Source organism: Hyphomicrobium sp. MC1 (genome assembly GCF_000253295.1).
Lineage (GTDB): Bacteria > Pseudomonadota > Alphaproteobacteria > Rhizobiales > Hyphomicrobiaceae > Hyphomicrobium_B.
This window is the reverse complement of the sequence record NC_015717.1, coordinates 3,598,872-3,617,410: the sequence shown is the minus strand read 5'-3', so window position 1 is coordinate 3,617,410 and position 18,539 is coordinate 3,598,872. Positions and strand designations below refer to the sequence as shown.

General features: G+C 60.4%; 15 protein-coding genes. 9 read left to right on the top strand and 6 right to left on the bottom strand.

Going from position 1 to position 18,539, the window contains the following annotated elements:
• Positions 1-11: 11 nt before the first annotated feature.
• The 5 genes from HYPMC_RS17480 to HYPMC_RS17460 form a co-directional block, all read right to left on the bottom strand.
• A complete protein-coding gene (locus HYPMC_RS17480) occupies positions 12-773 on the bottom strand; it encodes an ABC transporter permease (RefSeq protein ID WP_013949386.1) in 762 nt (253 codons plus the stop codon).
• Entirely contained in the window at positions 770-1,696 is a 927-nt protein-coding gene (locus HYPMC_RS17475; protein WP_041300343.1) for an ABC transporter ATP-binding protein, read from the bottom strand. Before HYPMC_RS17475 ends, HYPMC_RS17480 begins: the two co-directional genes overlap by 4 nt.
• Before the next feature lie 67 nt (positions 1,697-1,763).
• Positions 1,764-2,513: an SDR family NAD(P)-dependent oxidoreductase gene (locus HYPMC_RS17470; RefSeq protein ID WP_013949384.1), complete on the bottom strand. Its 750-nt coding sequence runs from the start codon at positions 2,511-2,513 to the stop codon at positions 1,764-1,766.
• A gap of 51 nt (positions 2,514-2,564) precedes the next feature.
• A complete protein-coding gene (locus HYPMC_RS17465; RefSeq protein ID WP_013949383.1) occupies positions 2,565-5,780 on the bottom strand; it encodes an efflux RND transporter permease subunit in 3,216 nt (1,071 codons plus the stop codon).
• 48 nt (positions 5,781-5,828) lie between these two features.
• Positions 5,829-7,031 (bottom strand): efflux RND transporter periplasmic adaptor subunit, encoded by a 1,203-nt coding sequence (locus HYPMC_RS17460; protein WP_013949382.1) that lies wholly within the window; start codon positions 7,029-7,031, stop codon positions 5,829-5,831.
• Positions 7,032-7,461: 430 nt separating this feature from the next.
• On the opposite strand from HYPMC_RS17460, the gene HYPMC_RS17455 reads away from it, so the two are divergent.
• The 9 genes from HYPMC_RS17455 to HYPMC_RS17415 all read left to right on the top strand — a co-directional run bounded on the left by HYPMC_RS17455 (position 7,462) and on the right by HYPMC_RS17415 (position 17,410).
• The gene (locus tag HYPMC_RS17455) at positions 7,462-8,112 is read left to right on the top strand and encodes a TetR/AcrR family transcriptional regulator (protein WP_013949381.1); all 651 of its coding nucleotides are present in this window, start codon (positions 7,462-7,464) and stop codon (positions 8,110-8,112) included.
• A gap of 110 nt (positions 8,113-8,222) precedes the next feature.
• Positions 8,223-9,524 carry a sorbosone dehydrogenase family protein gene (locus tag HYPMC_RS17450; RefSeq protein WP_013949380.1) on the top strand — a complete coding sequence of 434 codons (1,302 nt, stop codon included), beginning with the start codon at positions 8,223-8,225 and terminating at the stop codon, positions 9,522-9,524.
• 35 nt (positions 9,525-9,559) lie between these two features.
• The gene (hpnA, locus tag HYPMC_RS17445; RefSeq protein WP_013949379.1) at positions 9,560-10,561 is read left to right on the top strand and encodes a hopanoid-associated sugar epimerase; all 1,002 of its coding nucleotides are present in this window, start codon (positions 9,560-9,562) and stop codon (positions 10,559-10,561) included.
• On the top strand, positions 10,558-11,721 hold the full coding sequence (locus HYPMC_RS17440) for a glycosyltransferase (protein WP_013949378.1): 1,164 nt from the start codon (positions 10,558-10,560) through the stop codon (positions 11,719-11,721). The genes hpnA and HYPMC_RS17440 overlap by 4 nt, the downstream gene beginning before the upstream one ends.
• The gene (gene hpnC, locus HYPMC_RS17435) at positions 11,718-12,608 is read left to right on the top strand and encodes a squalene synthase HpnC (RefSeq protein WP_013949377.1); all 891 of its coding nucleotides are present in this window, start codon (positions 11,718-11,720) and stop codon (positions 12,606-12,608) included. Before HYPMC_RS17440 ends, hpnC begins: the two co-directional genes overlap by 4 nt.
• Positions 12,598-13,440 (top strand): presqualene diphosphate synthase HpnD, encoded by an 843-nt coding sequence (hpnD, locus tag HYPMC_RS17430; RefSeq protein ID WP_013949376.1) that lies wholly within the window; start codon positions 12,598-12,600, stop codon positions 13,438-13,440. The genes hpnC and hpnD overlap by 11 nt, the downstream gene beginning before the upstream one ends.
• A complete protein-coding gene (gene hpnE / locus HYPMC_RS17425) occupies positions 13,441-14,694 on the top strand; it encodes a hydroxysqualene dehydroxylase HpnE (RefSeq protein ID WP_013949375.1) in 1,254 nt (417 codons plus the stop codon).
• Between the two features lie 30 nt (positions 14,695-14,724).
• The gene (shc, locus tag HYPMC_RS17420) at positions 14,725-16,725 is read left to right on the top strand and encodes a squalene--hopene cyclase (RefSeq protein ID WP_013949374.1); all 2,001 of its coding nucleotides are present in this window, start codon (positions 14,725-14,727) and stop codon (positions 16,723-16,725) included.
• Position 16,726: 1 nt separating this feature from the next.
• Positions 16,727-17,410, top strand: a complete 684-nt coding sequence (locus HYPMC_RS17415) for a phosphorylase (protein WP_013949373.1) — start codon at positions 16,727-16,729, stop codon at positions 17,408-17,410.
• On the opposite strand, the gene hpnH is transcribed toward HYPMC_RS17415, so the two are convergent.
• Positions 17,354-18,502, bottom strand: coding sequence for an adenosyl-hopene transferase HpnH (gene hpnH, locus HYPMC_RS17410; protein WP_013949372.1), 1,149 nt, complete (start codon positions 18,500-18,502; stop codon positions 17,354-17,356). The genes HYPMC_RS17415 and hpnH overlap by 57 nt on opposite strands.
• Between the last annotated feature and the right edge of the window lie 37 nt (positions 18,503-18,539).

Here is an 18,539-nt window from a genome sequence, read left to right as displayed (position 1 = left end):
GGCTCTCGCCGTCACGCCTTCAGGCGATAGCCCGTCCTGAAGATCCACCAGACGATACTCATGCAGATCGCGAGAAACACAAAGATCATCAGCACGCTGACGCCGACGTTTACGTCCGAAATCTCATAGAAGCTCCAGCGAAAGCCGCTGATGAGATAGACGATCGGATTGAAGAGCGTCACCGTCTGCCAAGCGGGTGGCAGCATCTTGATCGAATAGAACGTGCCGCCCAGAAACACGAGCGGCGTGATGATGAGAAGCGGCACCGCTTGCAGCTTCTCGAAGCCGTCCGCCCAGACGCCAATGACGAACCCCAGCATGCTGAAGGTCGCGGCCGTCAGGATCAGAAAGCCCAGCATCCAGAACGGGTGCGCAATATGAATCGGCACGAACAGGCTCGCCGTCGCTAAAATAAGCAGCCCCAGTAGGACCGCTTTCGTCATCGCCGCGCCGACATAACCGAGCACGATTTCGAACGGCGAGATCGGCGCCGACAGATGCTCATAGATCGTCCCGGTGAAGCGCGGAAAATAGATGCCGAACGAAGCGTTCGACGTGCTTTCCGTTAATAACGACAGCATCATCAACCCCGGCACGATAAACGCCGCATAGCTGACGCCCTCGATGTTCGATATCCGCGAGCCGATCGCTGCGCCGAACACGATGAAATAGAGCGACGTCGAAAGAACCGGCGAAATCACGCTCTGCATGAATGTCCGCTTCCACCGCGACATCTCGAAGATATAGATGGCTCGAACGGCTTCGATGTTCATCGCTTTTCCTTCACGAGATCGACGAAAATATCTTCCAGCGAACTTTGCGTCGTCGACAGATCCTTGAACGTGATGCCGGCCGCGCGCATGTCGTTCAGCAGCGCAGTGATGCCGGTACGCTCAGCGCGTGTGTCGTAGGTGTAGATCAGCTCGCTCTTGTCGGCGCCGAACTGCAGGCCATATGCACCGAGCGTTTCCGGAATAACGTCGACGGGAGCGGACAGCTGTAACTTAAGCTGCTTCTTGCCGAGCTTGCGCATCAGCTCGTTCTTTTCTTCGACAAGAATGATCTGCCCCTTGGCGATGACGCCGACGCGGTCAGCCATCTCCTCGGCTTCTTCGATGTAGTGCGTCGTCAGGATAATGGTGACGCCCGTTGCGCGCAGCTCTCGGACGATGTTCCACATTTCGCGGCGAAGTTCGACGTCGACGCCGGCCGTCGGCTCATCGAGAAAAAGAATGCGCGGTTCATGCGCCAACGCTTTCGCGATGAGCAAACGCCGCTTCATGCCGCCGGAAAGCGTCATGATGCGCGCGTCCTTCTTGTCCCACAGCGAAAGATCGCGCAGCACCTTTTCGACGAGCGCCGGATTGCGTGGCTTGCCGAACAGTCCGCGGCTGAAATTGACGGTCGCCCACGGCGTCTCGAACATGTCGGTCGAGAGTTCCTGCGGCACGAGGCCGATCATCGCGCGAACGGCGCGATAGTCTGTGACGATATCCTTGCCATCTACGGTGATCTTTCCGGCTGAAGGATTGACGATGCCGCAGATCGTGCTGATCAGCGTCGTCTTGCCCGCGCCGTTTGGACCGAGCAGAGCGAAGATCTCGCCCTGCTTGATCTCAAGATTGATATCTTTCAGGGCCGTGAAGCCGGAGGCGTAGGTTTTCGAGAGATCGGCAACGCGAATGATCGTTGTCATATTCAGGACTGTTCTGCTGTTTTGGCTGCGAGCGCCGGGAGGGGATCGCAGCACGGCGAGCATGTTGTCAATGGTATCCGCCTGCGACCCGGATAGTTTCGCCCGAGACCCAGCCGGAATTGTCCGAAGCGAGGAATAGCACGACCTTGGCGACATCATCGGGTTGTCCGATCCGGCCGAGAGGCGTTCCCGCAACCATCTGTTTCTCCAAATCGGAACCGATGAGGCCCAGCGTATGAACGCCTTCCGTTTCGACGGGGCCGGGAGCGATGCCGTTGACACGGATTTTTCTCGGACCGAGTTCCGCGGCAAGCACGCGTGTTACGGCGTCGACCGCCCCTTTGGTCGCCGAATACGAAACCGACGTCGGCATTGAGCCAGTGCTCGCAACAGAGCTAACGTTGATGATGCTGCCGCCGTTCGGACCGAAATTCTTGAGTGCTTCTCGCGCTGCTAAGATGGTGCCGAGGACATTGATGTTGAAGAGACGGTGGAACTCTTCTTCGGTCAGAGCGTCAAGAGGCTGAAAAGCATAGACCCCGGCGTTGTTGACCAGGATATCGAGTGAACCGAATGCTTTTTTTGTTTCGGCGAAAATGTGCTCGACATCCGCTGCCTTGGCGACGTCGCCCTTGACGGCAATTGCCTTCCCGCCCTTGGCGGTAATGTCCGCGACCACACGGTCGGCACCCTCTTTGCTCGAAGCGTAGTTGACTGCGACGGACGCGCCCGCCGCCGCTAATGCTCGCGAAATTTCAGCGCCGATGCCCTTCGACGCGCCGGTAACGATGGCGACCTTGCCTTGTAAGCTGGCCATATGCTTTCTCCTGCTTTGGATTGTCGCAATTGTGAAACTATTGATCCCGAATCATTCGGCCGGGGCGGCCGAAGGGTGACCGTGCGATTGGGGTGAATGCGCCACCGGAGCCGAGACATCGCCCGTATGCTTCAGCGGTCTGTTGCCGCTGAGCTTGCGCAGGATGACGTAGAACACCGGCGTCAGGAATATGCCGAATACCGTCACGCCGATCATGCCGGAAAACACGGCGACGCCCATGGCACGCCGCATTTCCGCGCCCGCTCCGATGGAAGTGACAAGCGGCACGACGCCCATGATGAAGGCCATGGAGGTCATCAAGATCGGTCGCAGCCTGAGCCTGCTTGCTTCGATCGCGGCCTGCACCGGATTGCGTCCGGCAAATTCCAGCTCTCGTGCAAATTCCACGATGAGAATGGCGTTCTTCGCCGACAAGCCCACGAGCACGATCAACCCGATTTGCGTGAAGACGTTATTGTCCCCGTGCGAGAGGTAGACGCCCGTGATCGCCGCCAGCAAACCCATCGGCACGATCAAGATGATCGACAGCGGAAGCACGAGGCTTTCGTACTGCGCCGCGAGCACCAGGAAGACCAGGAACACAGACAGCGGGAAGACCCAGATGCCGGAGTTACCGGCAAGAATTTCCTGATACGTGAGATCAGTCCACTCGAACCCGATGCCTTTGGGAAGGACCTGCGCCGCGATGCGCTCGACAGCCGCTTTCGCTTGCCCTGATGAATACCCCGGCGCCGCGCCGCCATTCACGTCGGCCGTCAGGAAACCGTTGTAACGCATGGCGCGTTCCGGTCCGGCAATCTGCTTGATGTTGAGCAACGCCGAAAGCTGGATCATCGCGCCGGAATTCGAACGGACTTTCAGCAAGCCGATGTCTTCGGGCCGCGCGCGATACTTTGCGTCCGCCTGCACGCGCACCGAATACGTGCGTCCGAATTTGTTGAAGTCGTTGACGTAGAGCGATCCGAGATAGATCTGCATCGTATCGAACACGTCTTGCACAGCGACGCCAAGCTGCCGCGCTTTCGTGCGGTCGATGGCGGCGTAAAGCTGCGGCACGTTCACCTGATAGGACGTGAAGATGCCGGCAAGTTCCGGCGCTTTGTTCAAGGCCGCCGTGAAATCCGTCATTGCCTTGGTCAGCGCGTCGTATCCCAAGCCTGCGCGATCTTCGACCTGCAGCTTGAAACCGCCGATGGTTCCGAGCCCCTGCACCGGCGGCGGCGGGAACATGACGATGAACGCATCTTTGATGACCGCATATTCCTGATTGAGCTTACCCGCGATGGCCGGCCCGCTGAGATCGGGCGATCGCCGCTCGGCAAAGGGCTTCAGCGTCGCAAAGACGATGCCGGAGTTCGAGCTGTTGGTGAAGCCGTTAATCGACAGACCTGGGAACGCCACCGCGCTTTCGACGCCCGGCGTCTTCAACGTGATGTCGCTCATCTTGCGAATGACGTCTTCCGTCCGATCGAGCGTTGCGCCATCGGGAAGCTGCGCAAAGCCGACGAGGTACTGCTTGTCCTGTCCCGGCACGAAGCCGCCGGGGACCGACTGGAACAGACCGTAGGTTACGCCGATCAAGCCGAGATAGATGAAAAACGCCAGCGCCTTGTGGCCAAGGATGCGTTTGACGCCGCCGCTGTAGGCATCAGAGCCCCAGCTGAAGGCGCGGTTGAAGCGTCGGAAGAACCAGCCGAATGCGAAGTCCATGCCGCGCGTCAGCCAGTCCTTCGGCTCATCGTGTCCTTTGAGCAGAACGGCGGCGAGAGCAGGGGAGAGCGTCAGCGAATTGACGGCCGAGATCACCGTCGAGATCGCAATCGTCAGCGCAAACTGCTTGTAGAATTGTCCTGTCAAACCTGTGATGAGCGCCAGTGGCACGAACACCGCGACGAGCACAAGCGCAATGGCGATGATCGGTCCGGACACCTCGCGCATGGCCTGGATGCTCGCGTCGCGCGCCGACAGGCCGTTCTCGATATTGCGTTCGACGTTTTCGACGACGACGATCGCGTCGTCCACCACGATGCCGATAGCGAGCACCAGCCCGAACAGGGTCAGCGCGTTGATCGAAAATCCGAACACATGCATCACCGCAAAAGTGCCGATGATCGACACCGGAACGGCAATCAACGGAATGATCGACGCACGCCACGTCTGCAGGAACAGAATAACAACGAGAACGACCAGCGCCACCGCTTCGAGCAGCGTGTGAATGACGGCCTCGATTGACGCCCGCACGAACTGCGTCGGATCGTAAACGATCTGGTAATCGACGCCTTCGGGCATGTACTTCTTCAGTTCCGCCATCGTCGCGCGGACGTTGTCTGAGATCTCGATGGCGTTCGAGCCGGGCGACTGAAAAATCGGAATAGCGACAGCCTGCTTGTTGTCGAGCAGCGAGCGTAGCGAATAATCGGCGGCGCCAAGTTCAATGCGCGCAACATCGCGCAGGCGCGTCACCTGATTGTTATCACCTGCTTTGACGACAATGTTGCCAAACTCCTCTTCCGTCGTCAGGCGTCCTTGCGCATTGACGGAAAGCTGGAAATCGAGGTTCGGAAGCGACGGTGATGAGCCGACGACGCCCACGGCGGCTTGCACATTTTCGGCGCGCACGGCGTTGACGATGTCCATCGCAGAAAGGCCAAGCTCCGCAGCCTTCGCCGGATCGACCCAAACGCGCATCGAATAGTCGCCCGAGCCGAATAGCTGCACGTCGCCGACGCCGTTGATGCGCGCCAGGCGATCCTTGACGTTGATCACCGCGTAGTTGCGCAGATACGTCATGTCGTAGCGGTTGTTTGGCGACAGCAAGTGCACGACCATCGTCAGGTCGGGCGAACTTTTTACCGTTGTGATGCCGAGCGCGCGTACGTCTTCAGGCAGGCGCGGCTCCGCCTGTGCAACGCGGTTTTGTACCAGCTGTTGCGCCTTGTCAGGATCGGTTCCCAGACGGAACGTCACCGTGAGTGTCATCAAGCCGTCGGTCGTCGCCTGGCTGCTCATATAGAGCATGCCTTCGACGCCGTTGACCTGCTCCTCGATTGGAGTCGCAACGGTTTCCGCAATCACCTTTGGGTTGGCGCCCGGATAGTTGGCGCGTACCACGACCTGCGGAGGGACGACCTCTGGATATTCCGAGATCGGCATTGCCGGCAGCGAAATCAGGCCGCCGAGAAAGATTAACGTCGACAGCACGCCCGCGAAGATCGGACGGTCGATAAAGAACTTCGAGATATTCATGACAAGCGTGCCTGACGAGGTTGGTATGAAGCCTTGCTGTGTTGAGGCTTATTGTTGAGGAATGTCGGCGGACGCGTGCTCTTCCGTCAGCGGCTGGCCGTTCATTGCCACTGACTCCGGAGCCACTTCGTCGCCAGGCTTCACGTGCTGAAGACCCGCGACGATGATGCGATCGCCCGTATTGAGGCCTTTCGTGATGATGCGCAGATCGTCCGTCATCGCGCCGAGCTTCACTTCGCGATAGACAGTCTTGTTGTCCGGGTTGACGATCATCACGTACTTTTTGTCCTGGTCCGTTCCGATCGCCCGTTCGCTGATCGCGACCACCGGCGCGGGTTGGAACCGGGCCAGCCGGACGCGAACGAATTGCCCGGCAATCAGCCGCCCATCGCTATTGTCGAAGCGCGCGCGCAGGCGCACGGTGCCGCTCCCGACGTCGACTTTATTGTCGACGAACTGAAGCGCGCCCGGCTGCCAGGCGCCTTCGTTGATGGCGGTCGACATCTGGACGGCGATCTTCTCAACGTGCGCCGTCGCGTTGGCTTCCGGCGAGAGCGTCGCAAGGGCGCGCGCGACGACGTTTTCATCGGCATTGAAGCTCGCGTAGATCGGATTGACGGACACGAGCGTCGTCAGCAGCGGCGCGTTTGGCCCAGCCTCGACAAGATTGCCGACTGTAATCTCTCGACGCCCCACGCGCCCGGAAACCGGCGCGCGCACTTCCGTCCATTCGAGATTGAGTTTCGCAGTCCGCAGCGCCGCTTGCGCGCTTTTCAGATTGGCGACGGCCGCATCGTAGGCGTTCGCGCGCGTATCGAGTTCGCGTTCGGAAAGCGCATCGCCGATGATCTGCCGTGCGCGCGCAACGTCGGCCTTGGTGAAGACCACCTGAGCTTGTGCAGCCGCGACGACGCCGTTCAGCCGGTCCACCTCCGCTGCATAAGGCGCCGGGTCAATCGTCACCAGCGAGTCGCCAGCCTTCACCATCGCGCCTTCGCGGAAGTGAATGGCGACGATCTGCCCGGCGACGCGGGGGCGCAGATCGACACGCTCGACTGCTTCGAGGCGACCTGAGAATTCATCCCAGACGCTTGCCTCGCGCGCCTTGACGGTTGCGACCGAAACGGCGACCGGGGCGTGAACTGATGCCTCTTGCGCGAAAGTCGCGTCGAACGGCACGCCGACGAGTGCTATCGCGACTGCTGACGCCGCTAGGCCGTTCAAAAATTTGGATCGTGTTTTGCTGCTCATGATCGTCGATCTCTTCGAGGTTTGCTGGTCGCACGGACCCAAGACCGACCCTTGCCGGACCGGCCGTGCGCGCGAAAATTTGGGGAGCGAGAACGCCAGCCGCTGCGCCGGCTGCCGTTCTCGGACAGCTTCAGGAGAAATTGTCGAGGCTGAGCCCCGGATGCCAACGGTCGTCACGCTCGCTGAATTCAGTCGGCGTCGGCGCCCGGCGATATCCACAGGCGGATACAACAAACGGGACGTGATCCTCGTCGGCCATTGGCTCGCCGGCGCGACTTGCGAACCATCCTGTCAAACCCCGAAGGGCCGCTGCGGTCGAAAAAGTGAGAGAGCTTTTCATAACGAGCGCGTTCCCTATATATACCGAGCGGTACGGATATAGGTCGCGGTAAGGTGCTGTCAACTACTATTTGTACTGATGAGTACGTAAATGTATAGTGGGTCGGCGAAGAAAACGAAGTTCGGGAGAGAAGCGGTGCAAAAAGAAGCGGTGCATAAAGGCCGCCCGCGCGAGTTCGACGTCGACAAGGCGCTCGACAAGGCGCTCCACGTCTTCTGGCAGCATGGCTATGAGGGCGCCTCCCTGTCGGATCTGACGGAGGCCATGGGCATCAGTCGCCCAAGTCTCTACGCGGCCTTCGGCAACAAAGAGGAGCTTTTTCGCCGCGCTCTTGACCGCTACGCCGAAAAGGGCCCAGGCGCGATCCAGTCGGAAGCCCTGGCGGAACCGACCTCTAGAAAGGTCGTCGAACATCTTCTGCATTCGGTCGTGATGTCGCTGACCGACCCCTGTAATCCTGCCGGATGCCTTGCCGTACAAGGCGCGCTGACATGCAGCTCGGCCGCTGAATCGATCAAGCAAGAGCTTTGCAAACGCCGTTCCGAAGCTGAGGAAAATCTCCGCTGTCGCTTTGAGAAAGCCAAGGCAGAGGGCGATCTTGGCGCCGATTCAGATCCTGCCGCCCTCGCGCGTTACGTCTCGACCGTGACCCAGGGCATGTCGGTGCAGGCCTCGGGTGGTGCCTCTCGCAATGAGCTGCTTGCCGTCGCGGAGATGGCCCTGAAGGCCTGGCCGGCCTGATGGCAGACATGCCGCGAACCGCGCTTGCCTGCGGCGGCCAGGTCTTGTAGGTCGCGCCAGGCACGGCCACGACTCTTCACAACTGAAAATAATCGGCGGAGCATGCGCTTATGGCGAATGGGTTGATCACGCGTCTTATCGGAAACCGATCTCGCCGAGCGGGTTTCAACGCAGCAGCTTTGGTCCTCGCCACGCTGGCGATATCGCCGCTGTCGGCAGTCGATCGCGCGTCGGCCGACGAGACCTGTCCTGACCGCAATGCGGGCCTCAAGCTGCCCAAAGGATTTTGCGCCACGATTTTCGCCGACAATGTCGGCTCACCACGCCACTTGGCCGTTTCCGCTGATAACGTCGTTTACGCCAATAACCAGAAATCGTTGCTTGCGCTTAAAGACACGAAGGGTGTGGGGCACGCCGATGTCATCGAAAAATTCGGACCGGCCGGCGAGGGCGGCACGGGCATCGGCGTTTACAGGAATTGGCTCTATGCCGAGATCGGTGATGAGATCGTTCGCTATCAGTTGAAACCCGGCGAAATCGTTCCCACCAGCAAGCCAGAGGCGATTATTTCGCAGTTGCCTATCGACGGCGATCACCGGCCGCGCCCGTTTGCAATCACGCCTAAAGGCGAGATGTACGTCGATCTCGGCTCGGCGACGAATTCTTGTCAGGAAGACAACCGCACCAAAGGGTCTCCCGGCATCGACCCGTGCACCGAGCTTGAAACGCGCGCCGGTATTTGGCGTTTCGATGCCGATACGCCGGGCCAGATCTTCTCATCCGCTCAGCGTTACGCAACAGGTCTGCGAAACGCCGAAGGCATCGACTACGGCGCAGACGGCCGCCTCTACGCCACCCAGCACGGGCGCGATCAGCTTTATCAAACTTGGCCGAAGCTTTACTCATCCGAGCAAAGCTCCGATCTTCCGGCCGAAGAACTCGTCGAAGTGCGCGACGGCGGCGACTACGGCTGGCCATATTGTTATTATGACGGTTTTCAGAAAAAACTGGTTCTCGCACCGGAATACGGCGGTGACGGCGGCAAGGCCGTTGGGCGCTGCGCCGACAAACTCCCGCCGGTTGCCGCCTACCCAGGACACTGGGCGCCGAACGATCTGAAAATCTATAAGGCGAAGCAGTTTCCTGACACATATCAAGGCGGCGCATTCATCGCCTTCCACGGTTCGTGGAATCGGACGTCGGGCGGCCAGCAGGGCTATAATGTCGTCTTCCAGCCCTTGAAGGACGGCAAAGCCTCTGGCCCGTATATCATTTTTGCTGATGGCTTCCGGAACGGAGACGGAACAGGCGTCGAGCATCGTCCGACAGGGCTTGCAGTCGGTCCCGACGGTGCGCTTTACGTTGCCGACGACGCTGCCGGTCGCATCTGGCGGATCGTCTACAAAGGCTGACGTTTAAATCGTATTCGCGAGCGGGGCGCGGAGACTTGGCAGCAAAAGACATCGCGTTCCTGACAGGCGCTTCGGGCTTCGTCGGCTCGGCCGTCGCGCGCAAACTTCTCGACGATGGGTTTGCGGTGCGCGCGCTGGTTCGTAAGAGCAGCAATCGCGCTAATCTCGCAGACATTCCGCTCGACGTCGTCGAAGGCGATATCCGCGATGCGGCTCTCGTCGAAAAGGCCATGCAGGGCGCGCGTTACGTCTTCCACGTCGCCGCCGACTATCGCCTGTGGGCGCCTGATCCTGAGGAGATCGTCAGAACTAATACGGAAGGCACGCGCGCCATCATGAGTGCCGCGCAGAAGGCCGGCGCCGAACGGATCGTCTACACATCGAGCGTCGCCACCCTGCGTTTGGCGGGTGATGGCACGCCGTCGGACGAAACGATGCCGCTCAAGGCAGAAGACGCCATCGGCGCCTACAAGAAAAGCAAGGTGCTGGCCGAGCGTCTCGTCGAACGCATGATTGCCGACGACAACCTGCCCGCGGTTATCGTTAATCCCTCCACACCGATCGGCCTCCGCGACGTGCGGCCCACGCCGACCGGCCGCATTGTCGTCGAGGCTGCGGTGGGCCGGATGCCTGCCTACGTCGAGACGGGCCTGAACCTGGTCCATGTCGATGATGTCGCGGAAGGCCACGTTGCCGCCTTGAAGAAGGGGCGAATTGGCGAGCGATATATCTTGGGGGGCCAAGACATGACGCTCGGGCAAATGCTCGCTGAAATCGCGCAACTCGCCGGACGCCGCGCGCCGACGATCAAGCTGCCGCGTGAGCTGATCTATCCGATCGCCTATGGCGCCGAACTCGCCGCCCGCGTGACGGGCCGCGAGCCTTTCGCGACTGTCGATGGCTTGCGCATGGCGAAGTACAAAATGTTCTTCTCCTCCGCGAAGGCGGAGCGCGAGCTTGGCTATCGGGCGCGTCCGGCACGCGAAGCTTTGGCGGAAGCCTTCAATTGGTTTCAGCGCGCGGGGTACCTCAAGTGACCGCGCTGACCGTCATCGCAAGTATCGGCCTCGCCGCGTGGCTCTATCTTCTCCTTTTAAACGGCGGCTTCTGGCTGAGCAGCGAACGCGAGGAAGCTGAGCAGAACAAATATCCTGAACCCAAGGTTTGGCCGCGCGTCACAGCCGTTATCCCGGCGCGTAACGAAGCCGATATGCTGCCAGGATCTCTGACGTCGCTCGTTAAGCAGGATTATCCCGGCGCCTTTTCGATCGTCCTTGTCGATGACCAGAGCACCGACGGGACCGCCGACGTCGCCCGCGCCATTGCGGCGGCGTCGAACCGCGAGATCACCATCGTCAGCGGCGCACCGCTGCCGCCACGCTGGACCGGCAAAGTCTGGGCCATGCATCAAGGCATCGCGACGGCATCGGCAGGAGATGCGCCGCCGGAATACCTGCTCTTGACGGATGCCGACATCGGCTATCGTCCCGATGTTCTGAAATCGCTGGTCGTTGGCTCGACCGCAAATGGCCGCGCCATGACGTCCGTGATGGCTAAGCTCAAATGCGACAGCCTCGCCGAGCGGTGGCTGGTCCCCGCCTTCATCTTCTTTTTCGAGATGCTTTACCCGTTCCGTCGCGTGAACCGGAGCGCTGATCGCACGGCCGCAGCAGCGGGCGGCTGCATGCTTGTCGAACGCACTGCACTTGAGCGCGCCGGCGGCATCGCTGCCATCCGCGGCGCCCTTATCGACGACTGTGCACTCGGAAAACTGTTGAAAACGCAGGGCCCGATTTGGCTGGGACTTTCCGACCGTGTTCTGAGCCTCAGACCCTATGAGACCTTCGAAGATATTCGCCGAATGGTTGCGCGATCGGCTTATGCCCAGTTGCGTTATTCGCCGGTTTTGCTGGTCGGAACGGTCCTCGCGATGCTCGCAATTTATGTTGCGCCGCCCGCTCTGGCTGTACTCGCCGGTTATCCAGCGAATATGCTCGCTGCCGTAACGTACCTATTGATGTTTATCGCATATCAGCCGACGTTGCGCTTTTACAACCGTTCGCCACTTTGGGGCTTGGCGCTACCACTTATTGCGACGGTGTATGTGGGTTTCACGTTAGATTCGGCGTATCAGCATGTACGGGGTCGAGGCGGTCTGTGGAAGGGCCGCGTTCAAGCCGAAGTAGGGCGGCAATGACAGTCGATACGAAGTACAAATCCGGCAAGTCGGAGGGTGACGAGAACTTTCCCGTCGCTTCGCGTATCGTCGCTGCGCGCCATCGCGCGCCGATTCTGGCGTTCTACCGTTTTGCTCGCGCCGCTGACGACGCCGCCGACCATCCGACACTCGATCCGCAATCGAAGCTTTCGATCCTTGATGCACTTGAAGACACGCTACTCGGTCGTTCCGATGCTGCAACGGATGCGATCGCGCTGCGCGAGCAGCTGCAGCTTCGAAACCTCAGCTCGCAGCATGCGCTCGATCTTTTGAAAGCCTTCCGCCAGGACGTCACGAAGCTCCGCTACGAGACGTGGGAAGAACTTCTCGATTATTGCCGCTATTCGGCGATGCCGGTCGGCCGCTTCGTGCTCGATGTCCACGGCGAGTCCAAGTCGACGTGGCCGGCATCGGACGCGTTGTGCGCGGCACTGCAGATCATCAATCATCTGCAGGACTGCGCGAAGGACTATCGCAATATCGACCGCGTCTACATTCCGCGAGTGGATCTCGCCGCGCATGGCAGCGGTGTCGAAGCGTTGGCGGAACCGCAGGCATCTCCCGCGCTTCTGGCGTGTATCCACGCTCTGGCCGAGCGAACCGAGACGCTGATGCCCGATGCCACGTTGCTTCCGCCGGGCGTTTCCGATCTTCGTCTTGCCGCCGAGACGTCTGTCATTGTTGAACTCGCGCGCAAGCTGATTGCCATTTTGAAAACGCGCGATCCATTGTCGGAGCGCGTGCATCTGTCAAAATTGCAGGCGGCGATGGTCGCTTCACGCGCCACAGCTGCTACGGTCGCGAGCCGGGCTCTTGCACGTTTCGCGTTTTCGAAGTCGACGGGGATGATGCCGCATGAGCGCTGAAGTTGATACCTTGAGTGTCGAAGACGTTCCGGCAGCGGCGAGCAGCTCATTCTATGCCGCGATGCGGGTGCTCCCGCGCTCGCAACGGGATGCGATGTATCACGTCTACGCCTTTTGCCGGGCGGTCGATGACGTCGCCGACAACGACGGCTCGCGCGAGGTGCGCCACGCCGACCTCGAACGCTATCGCACCGATATTGAGCAATTGTACGCAACCGGCCGCACGACGCCGCGCACGCGCGATCTGCTCCTGCCGATTCGGCAGTATGGTCTTCTGATGGACGATTTCATCGCCGTCATTGACGGCATGGAGATGGACATCCTCCGCGATCTATGCGCGCCGGAATGGAAAGTTCTCGATCTCTATTGCGATCGCGCCGCCTCTGCGGTCGGACGTCTGTCTGTGCGCATTTTCGGCATGGATGAGAAGCCGGGAATCGAGCTGTCGCACAATCTCGGCCGTGCTCTGCAGTTGACGAACATTCTGCGCGACATCGACGAAGACGCCGCGATGGGCCGCCTCTATTTGCCCAAGGAAGCGCTGCGTGATGCCGGCATCGACGACACATCGATTGACGCCATTCTTGCCAATCCGGCATTGGATCGTGTCTGTCGCGGCATCGCCGAGATCACACGGAAATACTACGATCGCTCCGAAGCGATCATGGCCGCCGCGCCGCGTCGCGCTGTGCGGTCGCCGCGCATGATGGCGACGGTCTATCGCGGCATTCTCGAAAAGCTGATCGCCCGTGGCTGGAAAGCGCCGCGCGTGGACGTGCGTCGTTCGAAGCGCACAGTCATCTGGGCGGTTCTGCGTGACGGCATCTTCTGAATGACGAGCGGCACCGTTCACATCGTCGGGGCCGGTCTCGCCGGCCTTTCGGCGGCGGTTGCGCTGGTCGGTCAAGGACAAAAGGTCGTCGTCCACGAACTGGCGCGCCACGCAGGCGGCCGCTGCCGATCCTATTTCGAGCCGGCGCTCGGAATGACGATCGATAACGGCAATCATCTTCTGCTGTCGGGAAACGCCAGCGCGCTTGCCTTTCTCGACAAAGTCGGCGGCAGGCATCTCCTCGATGAGCCGCAGCACGCCGAATTCCATTTCTTCGACCTCGCTACCAAAAACGGCTGGGTGCTGCGGCCGAACGACGGCCCTGTGCCGTGGTGGATATTCAGCAAGGATCGCCGCGTGCCGCACACGCGGGCGAGCGACTATCTTCGTCTCGGCCGCCTCTTGAAGGCCGCACCATGCGAAACGGTCACGGAAAAGATCGACTCGAACTCGGTGCTCTATAAGCGGCTGATGGAGCCTGTACTGCTTGCGGCGTTGAATTGCAATCCTAAGGAAGGGTCGGCGCAACTCGCAGCTGCCGTCATTCGCGAAACGCTCGGGCGCGGCGGCAAGGCCTGCCGTCCGCTGTTCGCCGCCAATGGCCTGGGACCCGCGCTCGTCGATCCGGCAATTTCATTCATCGAGAAAGACGGTGGCGAAGTACGCTTCGATCATTCTCTTCGCGCCATCGAATGGCAGGACGCGCGCGCTCGCGCCTTGCAATTCGATGACGCCCGGGTCGAGTTTGGTCGCGACGACCGCATCGTCCTCGCCGTACCGGCCTGGGTGGCGAAAACGCTTGTCCCCGAATTGCGCGTGCCGACCAAATACCGTTCGATCTTCAACGCCCACTTCGCATATCCATCGCCGAAAGGCGTGCCGAAGATTACCGGCGTCATAAATGCTACGACGGAATGGCTGTTTGCCTTCAACGACAGGCTATCGGTAACGGTTAGCTCAGCCGATCGCTTCAACGAAGCCGAGCGCGAGCCACTCGCCCGCCGCATCTGGTCCGAGGTTGCGACAATCGCCGGGATCGACGCTGACCTTCCGCGATGGCAGATCGTCAAGGAACGCCGTGCGACGTTTGCGGCAACGCCGGACGAGAACGCCCTGCGACCTCGCGCGCAAACGCACTGGAAAAACCTTTTTCTTGCCGGAGATTGGACCGCCACCGGCCTTCCCGCGACAATTGAGGGCGCGATAAGGTCAGGCGAAACCGCTGCCAAACTGGCGATGGCGACACAACTCTGATACGACGCTCGGACTTCTGGAGAGCCCGAAATGACTTTCGAATCCACATCGCAATCCACGCGCTTGGCGTCTGAGATCACGGCACGTGAGTTGACGCCGTCAGAGATCGAAGGCGCGATCGCGGCGGCGAAAAATGCTCTCCTTGCGCTTCAGCGCGATGACGGCCATTTCGTCTTCGAGCTTGAAGCCGACGCGACGATTCCCGCCGAATACGTTCTGATGCGCCATTATCTTGCTGAGCCGGTCGATGCCGTACTCGAAGGCAAGATCGCCAACTATCTTCGCCGCATCCAGTCGGAGGACGGCGGCTGGCCGCTGGTTCACGACGGTGCGTCCAACATCAGTGCCAGCGTCAAGGCTTACTTCGCTCTGAAGATGATCGGCGTCGGCATCGACGAGCCGTACATGAAGAAGGCGCGCGGCTGGATACTGTCGCAAGGCGGCGCCTCACACAGCAACGTCTTTACGCGCAACCTGCTCGCTCTTTTCGCGGTCATTCCGTGGACAGGCGTCCCGGTGATGCCGGTCGAGATCATGGTGCTGCCGCGCTGGTTTCCGTTTCACCTCGACAAGATTTCCTATTGGGCGCGCACCGTCGTCGTTCCGCTGACGGTCTTGAACGCCCTGAAGCCACAAGCGCGCAATCCGCTTGGCGTCGGCATCGCCGAGCTTTTCACCATTCCGCCGGACGAGGTGAAGGTCTGGCCAAAGGGGCCGCATCAGAAATCGCCGTGGTCCGAAATCTTCGGCGCCATCGACCGCGTCTTGCGCTTCACCGAACCACACTTCCCGAAGTCGCTGCGCAAGAAGTCCATCGATAAGGCTGTCGCGTTTGTCGATGAGCGTTTGAACGGTGAGGATGGGCTCGGCGCGATCTTCCCGGCGATGGTCAACGCTCTGCTCGTTTACGACGCGCTTGGTTATTCCAAGGATCATCCGAACTATCAGACCGCGCGCGGCTCGATCGAAAAGCTTGTTACCGTCAACGACGACGAAGCCTACTGCCAGCCATGCCTCTCGCCGGTTTGGGATACGGCGCTGTCGGCCCATGCTCTGATGGAAGTCGGGGACGCTGAAACCGAGGCTGCCTCCGACCGCGCGTTGCAGTGGTTGAAGCCGTTGCAGGTACTCGACACCGTGGGCGACTGGGCCGCGACGCGTCCGAACGTCCGTCCCGGCGGCTGGGCCTTCCAATATGCAAACCCGCACTACCCCGACACCGACGATACCGCCGTCGTCGCGATGGCGATGGACCGCACGCTGGGGCGTACCCAGCAGCCTGACACGACGTATCGCGAAGCCATTTCGCGCGCCCGCGAGTGGATCGTCGGCATGCAGAGCAAGAATGGCGGCTGGGGCGCATTCGATGCCGATAACACCTACGAATATCTGAACCAGATCCCCTTTTCGGATCACGGCGCGCTGCTCGATCCGCCGACGGCAGACGTCACCGCGCGCTGCCTCTCCATGCTGGCACAGCTCGGTGACCGTCCCGGGAACAGCTACGAACTCGATAGGGGCATCGCGTATCTCAAGCGCACCCAGGAAAAGGACGGCAGCTGGTACGGCCGCTGGGGTATGAACTATATCTACGGCACGTGGTCAGTGCTGTGTGCGCTCAACGTTGCCGGTGTCGAGCCGTCTTCGAGCGTCGTGCGCAAGGCCGTTGATTGGCTGCTCGCTATTCAGAACAAGGACGGCGGCTGGGGCGAAGACAGCGAAAGCTACACGCTCGATTATCGCGGTTACGAAGCGGCGCCTAGCACCGCGTCTCAAACTGCCTGGGCGCTGATGGGTCTGATGGCCGCCGGCGAGATCGACAACCCGGCCGTGAAAAAAGGCATCGCCTATCTCACGTCGACTCAGGCCTCGGACGGCTTCTGGAATGAGAAGCGTTTTACGGCGACAGGCTTTCCCCGCGTCTTCTATCTCCGCTATCACGGCTATTCGAAGTTCTTCCCGATGTGGGCACTCGCACGCTACCGTAACCTGAAGGCCTCGAATACCAAGGCCGTGCTCGTCGGGATGTAAGGTGGCTCTAGGCTTCGTCATCGCCGCAACGGGGTTGAAGGCCGAGGCGCGCATCGCTGAGCGGCCGGGACACGTGAAAGCCGTTATCGGTGGTGGCCGCGAAGACCGCCTCGCAACGCTACTTCAAGAAGGACTGACGGAAAGCACGCGCGGCCTTATCAGCTTTGGCATAGCGGGCGGGCTCCGGCCCGGACTGAAGCCCGGCACAATCATCGTCGGCACGTCGGTACTGCACAGTAGCGGCAGGATATATCCAGCAGACGCGCGCTGGAGCGATCGGCTGTTCGAGGCTCTACCGAACGCCGAAAGCGGTCCGGTTACAGGTTCGAGCACGATCATCGCCAATCGCGACGAGAAGCACGCGATCTATCTCAAATCTGGTGCCTTTGCGGCCGATATGGAAAGTCACGTCGTGGCGCAGATGGCGGCCGAGAGAGGACTACCGTTTGCGGTCCTGCGAGTGATAGCCGACCCGTCGACGCTGAGCCTGCCACCCGCAGCCGTCAACGGTCTCAATCCGGACGGGTCGCCGAACATTACGGCCGTTTTAAAATCGCTCGCGACGCAACCGAGCCAGCTATGGGACATCATCCGCATAGCCGGCGCGACGCGTCGCGCGATGAAGAGCTTACTCCGCTGCCACCGGCTTCTGGGCCCGGGCCTCGGCTGCGCTGATCTCAGCTAACTTGTTCTCGACATGCCGTGAGAACACGAACTCAGCCGGACGCTGCTTGTCGAGTGCGATTTCGGGCGCCATCGGACCGTCCGTCTTGACGCCGCGAAGCGCAACCGCCGCGATCTTCCACGGCTTCTTGACGGCATCCATGACCGCAGTTGCTTCAAAGCCCGAATGCACCATGCAGTCGGCGCACTTCTCGTAGTTGCCGGTGCCGTACTTGTCCCAGTCCGTGCTTTCCATCAGCTCCTTGAAGGTTTTCGTATAACCTTCGCCGAGCAGATAGCAGGGCTTCTGCCAGCCGAACACGGTACGCGTCGGGTTGCCCCACGGCGTGCAATTGTAAGTCTGGTTGCCGGCCAGGAAGTCGAGGAACAGCGCCGACTGGAAGAACGGCCAGGCCCGTCCGCCCTTGCCGAGCTTGAAGATGTCGCGGAACAGCTGCTTCGTCTTCGTGCGGTTGAGGAAGTGCTGCTGATCGGGGGCGCGCTCGTAGGCATAGCCGGGCGAAATCGTGACACCGCCGATATCGAGCTTCTTCATCTCGTCGAGGAACTTCGCGACCTGCTCGGCCTTGGCATCGCTGAACAGCGTCGTGTTGATGTTGACGCGGAAGCCTTTTGCCTTGGCAACCTTGATCGCTTCCACAGCGCGATCATAGACGCCCTTTTGGCAAACGGAACGGTCATGCATCTCCTTGTCGCCGTCGAGATGGATCGACCAGTTGAAATTCTTGTGCGGCTTGTAGAGATGAATTTTTTTCTCAAGCAGCAGCGCGTTCGTGCACACCGTGACGAACTTGCCTTTCTTGAGTGCACCCTCGACGATCTCCGGCAGCTCTTTGTGCAGCAATGGTTCGCCGCCAGCCAGCACGACGACCGGCGCGCCGCATTCGTCCATCGAATGCAAAGCATCGGCGACGGAAATGCGCTGGTTCAAAATCTTGTCGGGATAATCGATCTTGCCGCAGCCCGCGCACGCGAGGTTGCAGCGAAAGAGCGGCTCGAGCATCAGCACGAGCGGATAGCGTTTGTTCCCCCTGAGGTGCTGTCCGATGACGTAGGCACCCACAGACAAAGCTTGGTTTAATGGAATTCCCACCCCAACGGGCTCCTTCTAGTGGTGCTCACGGCAACAT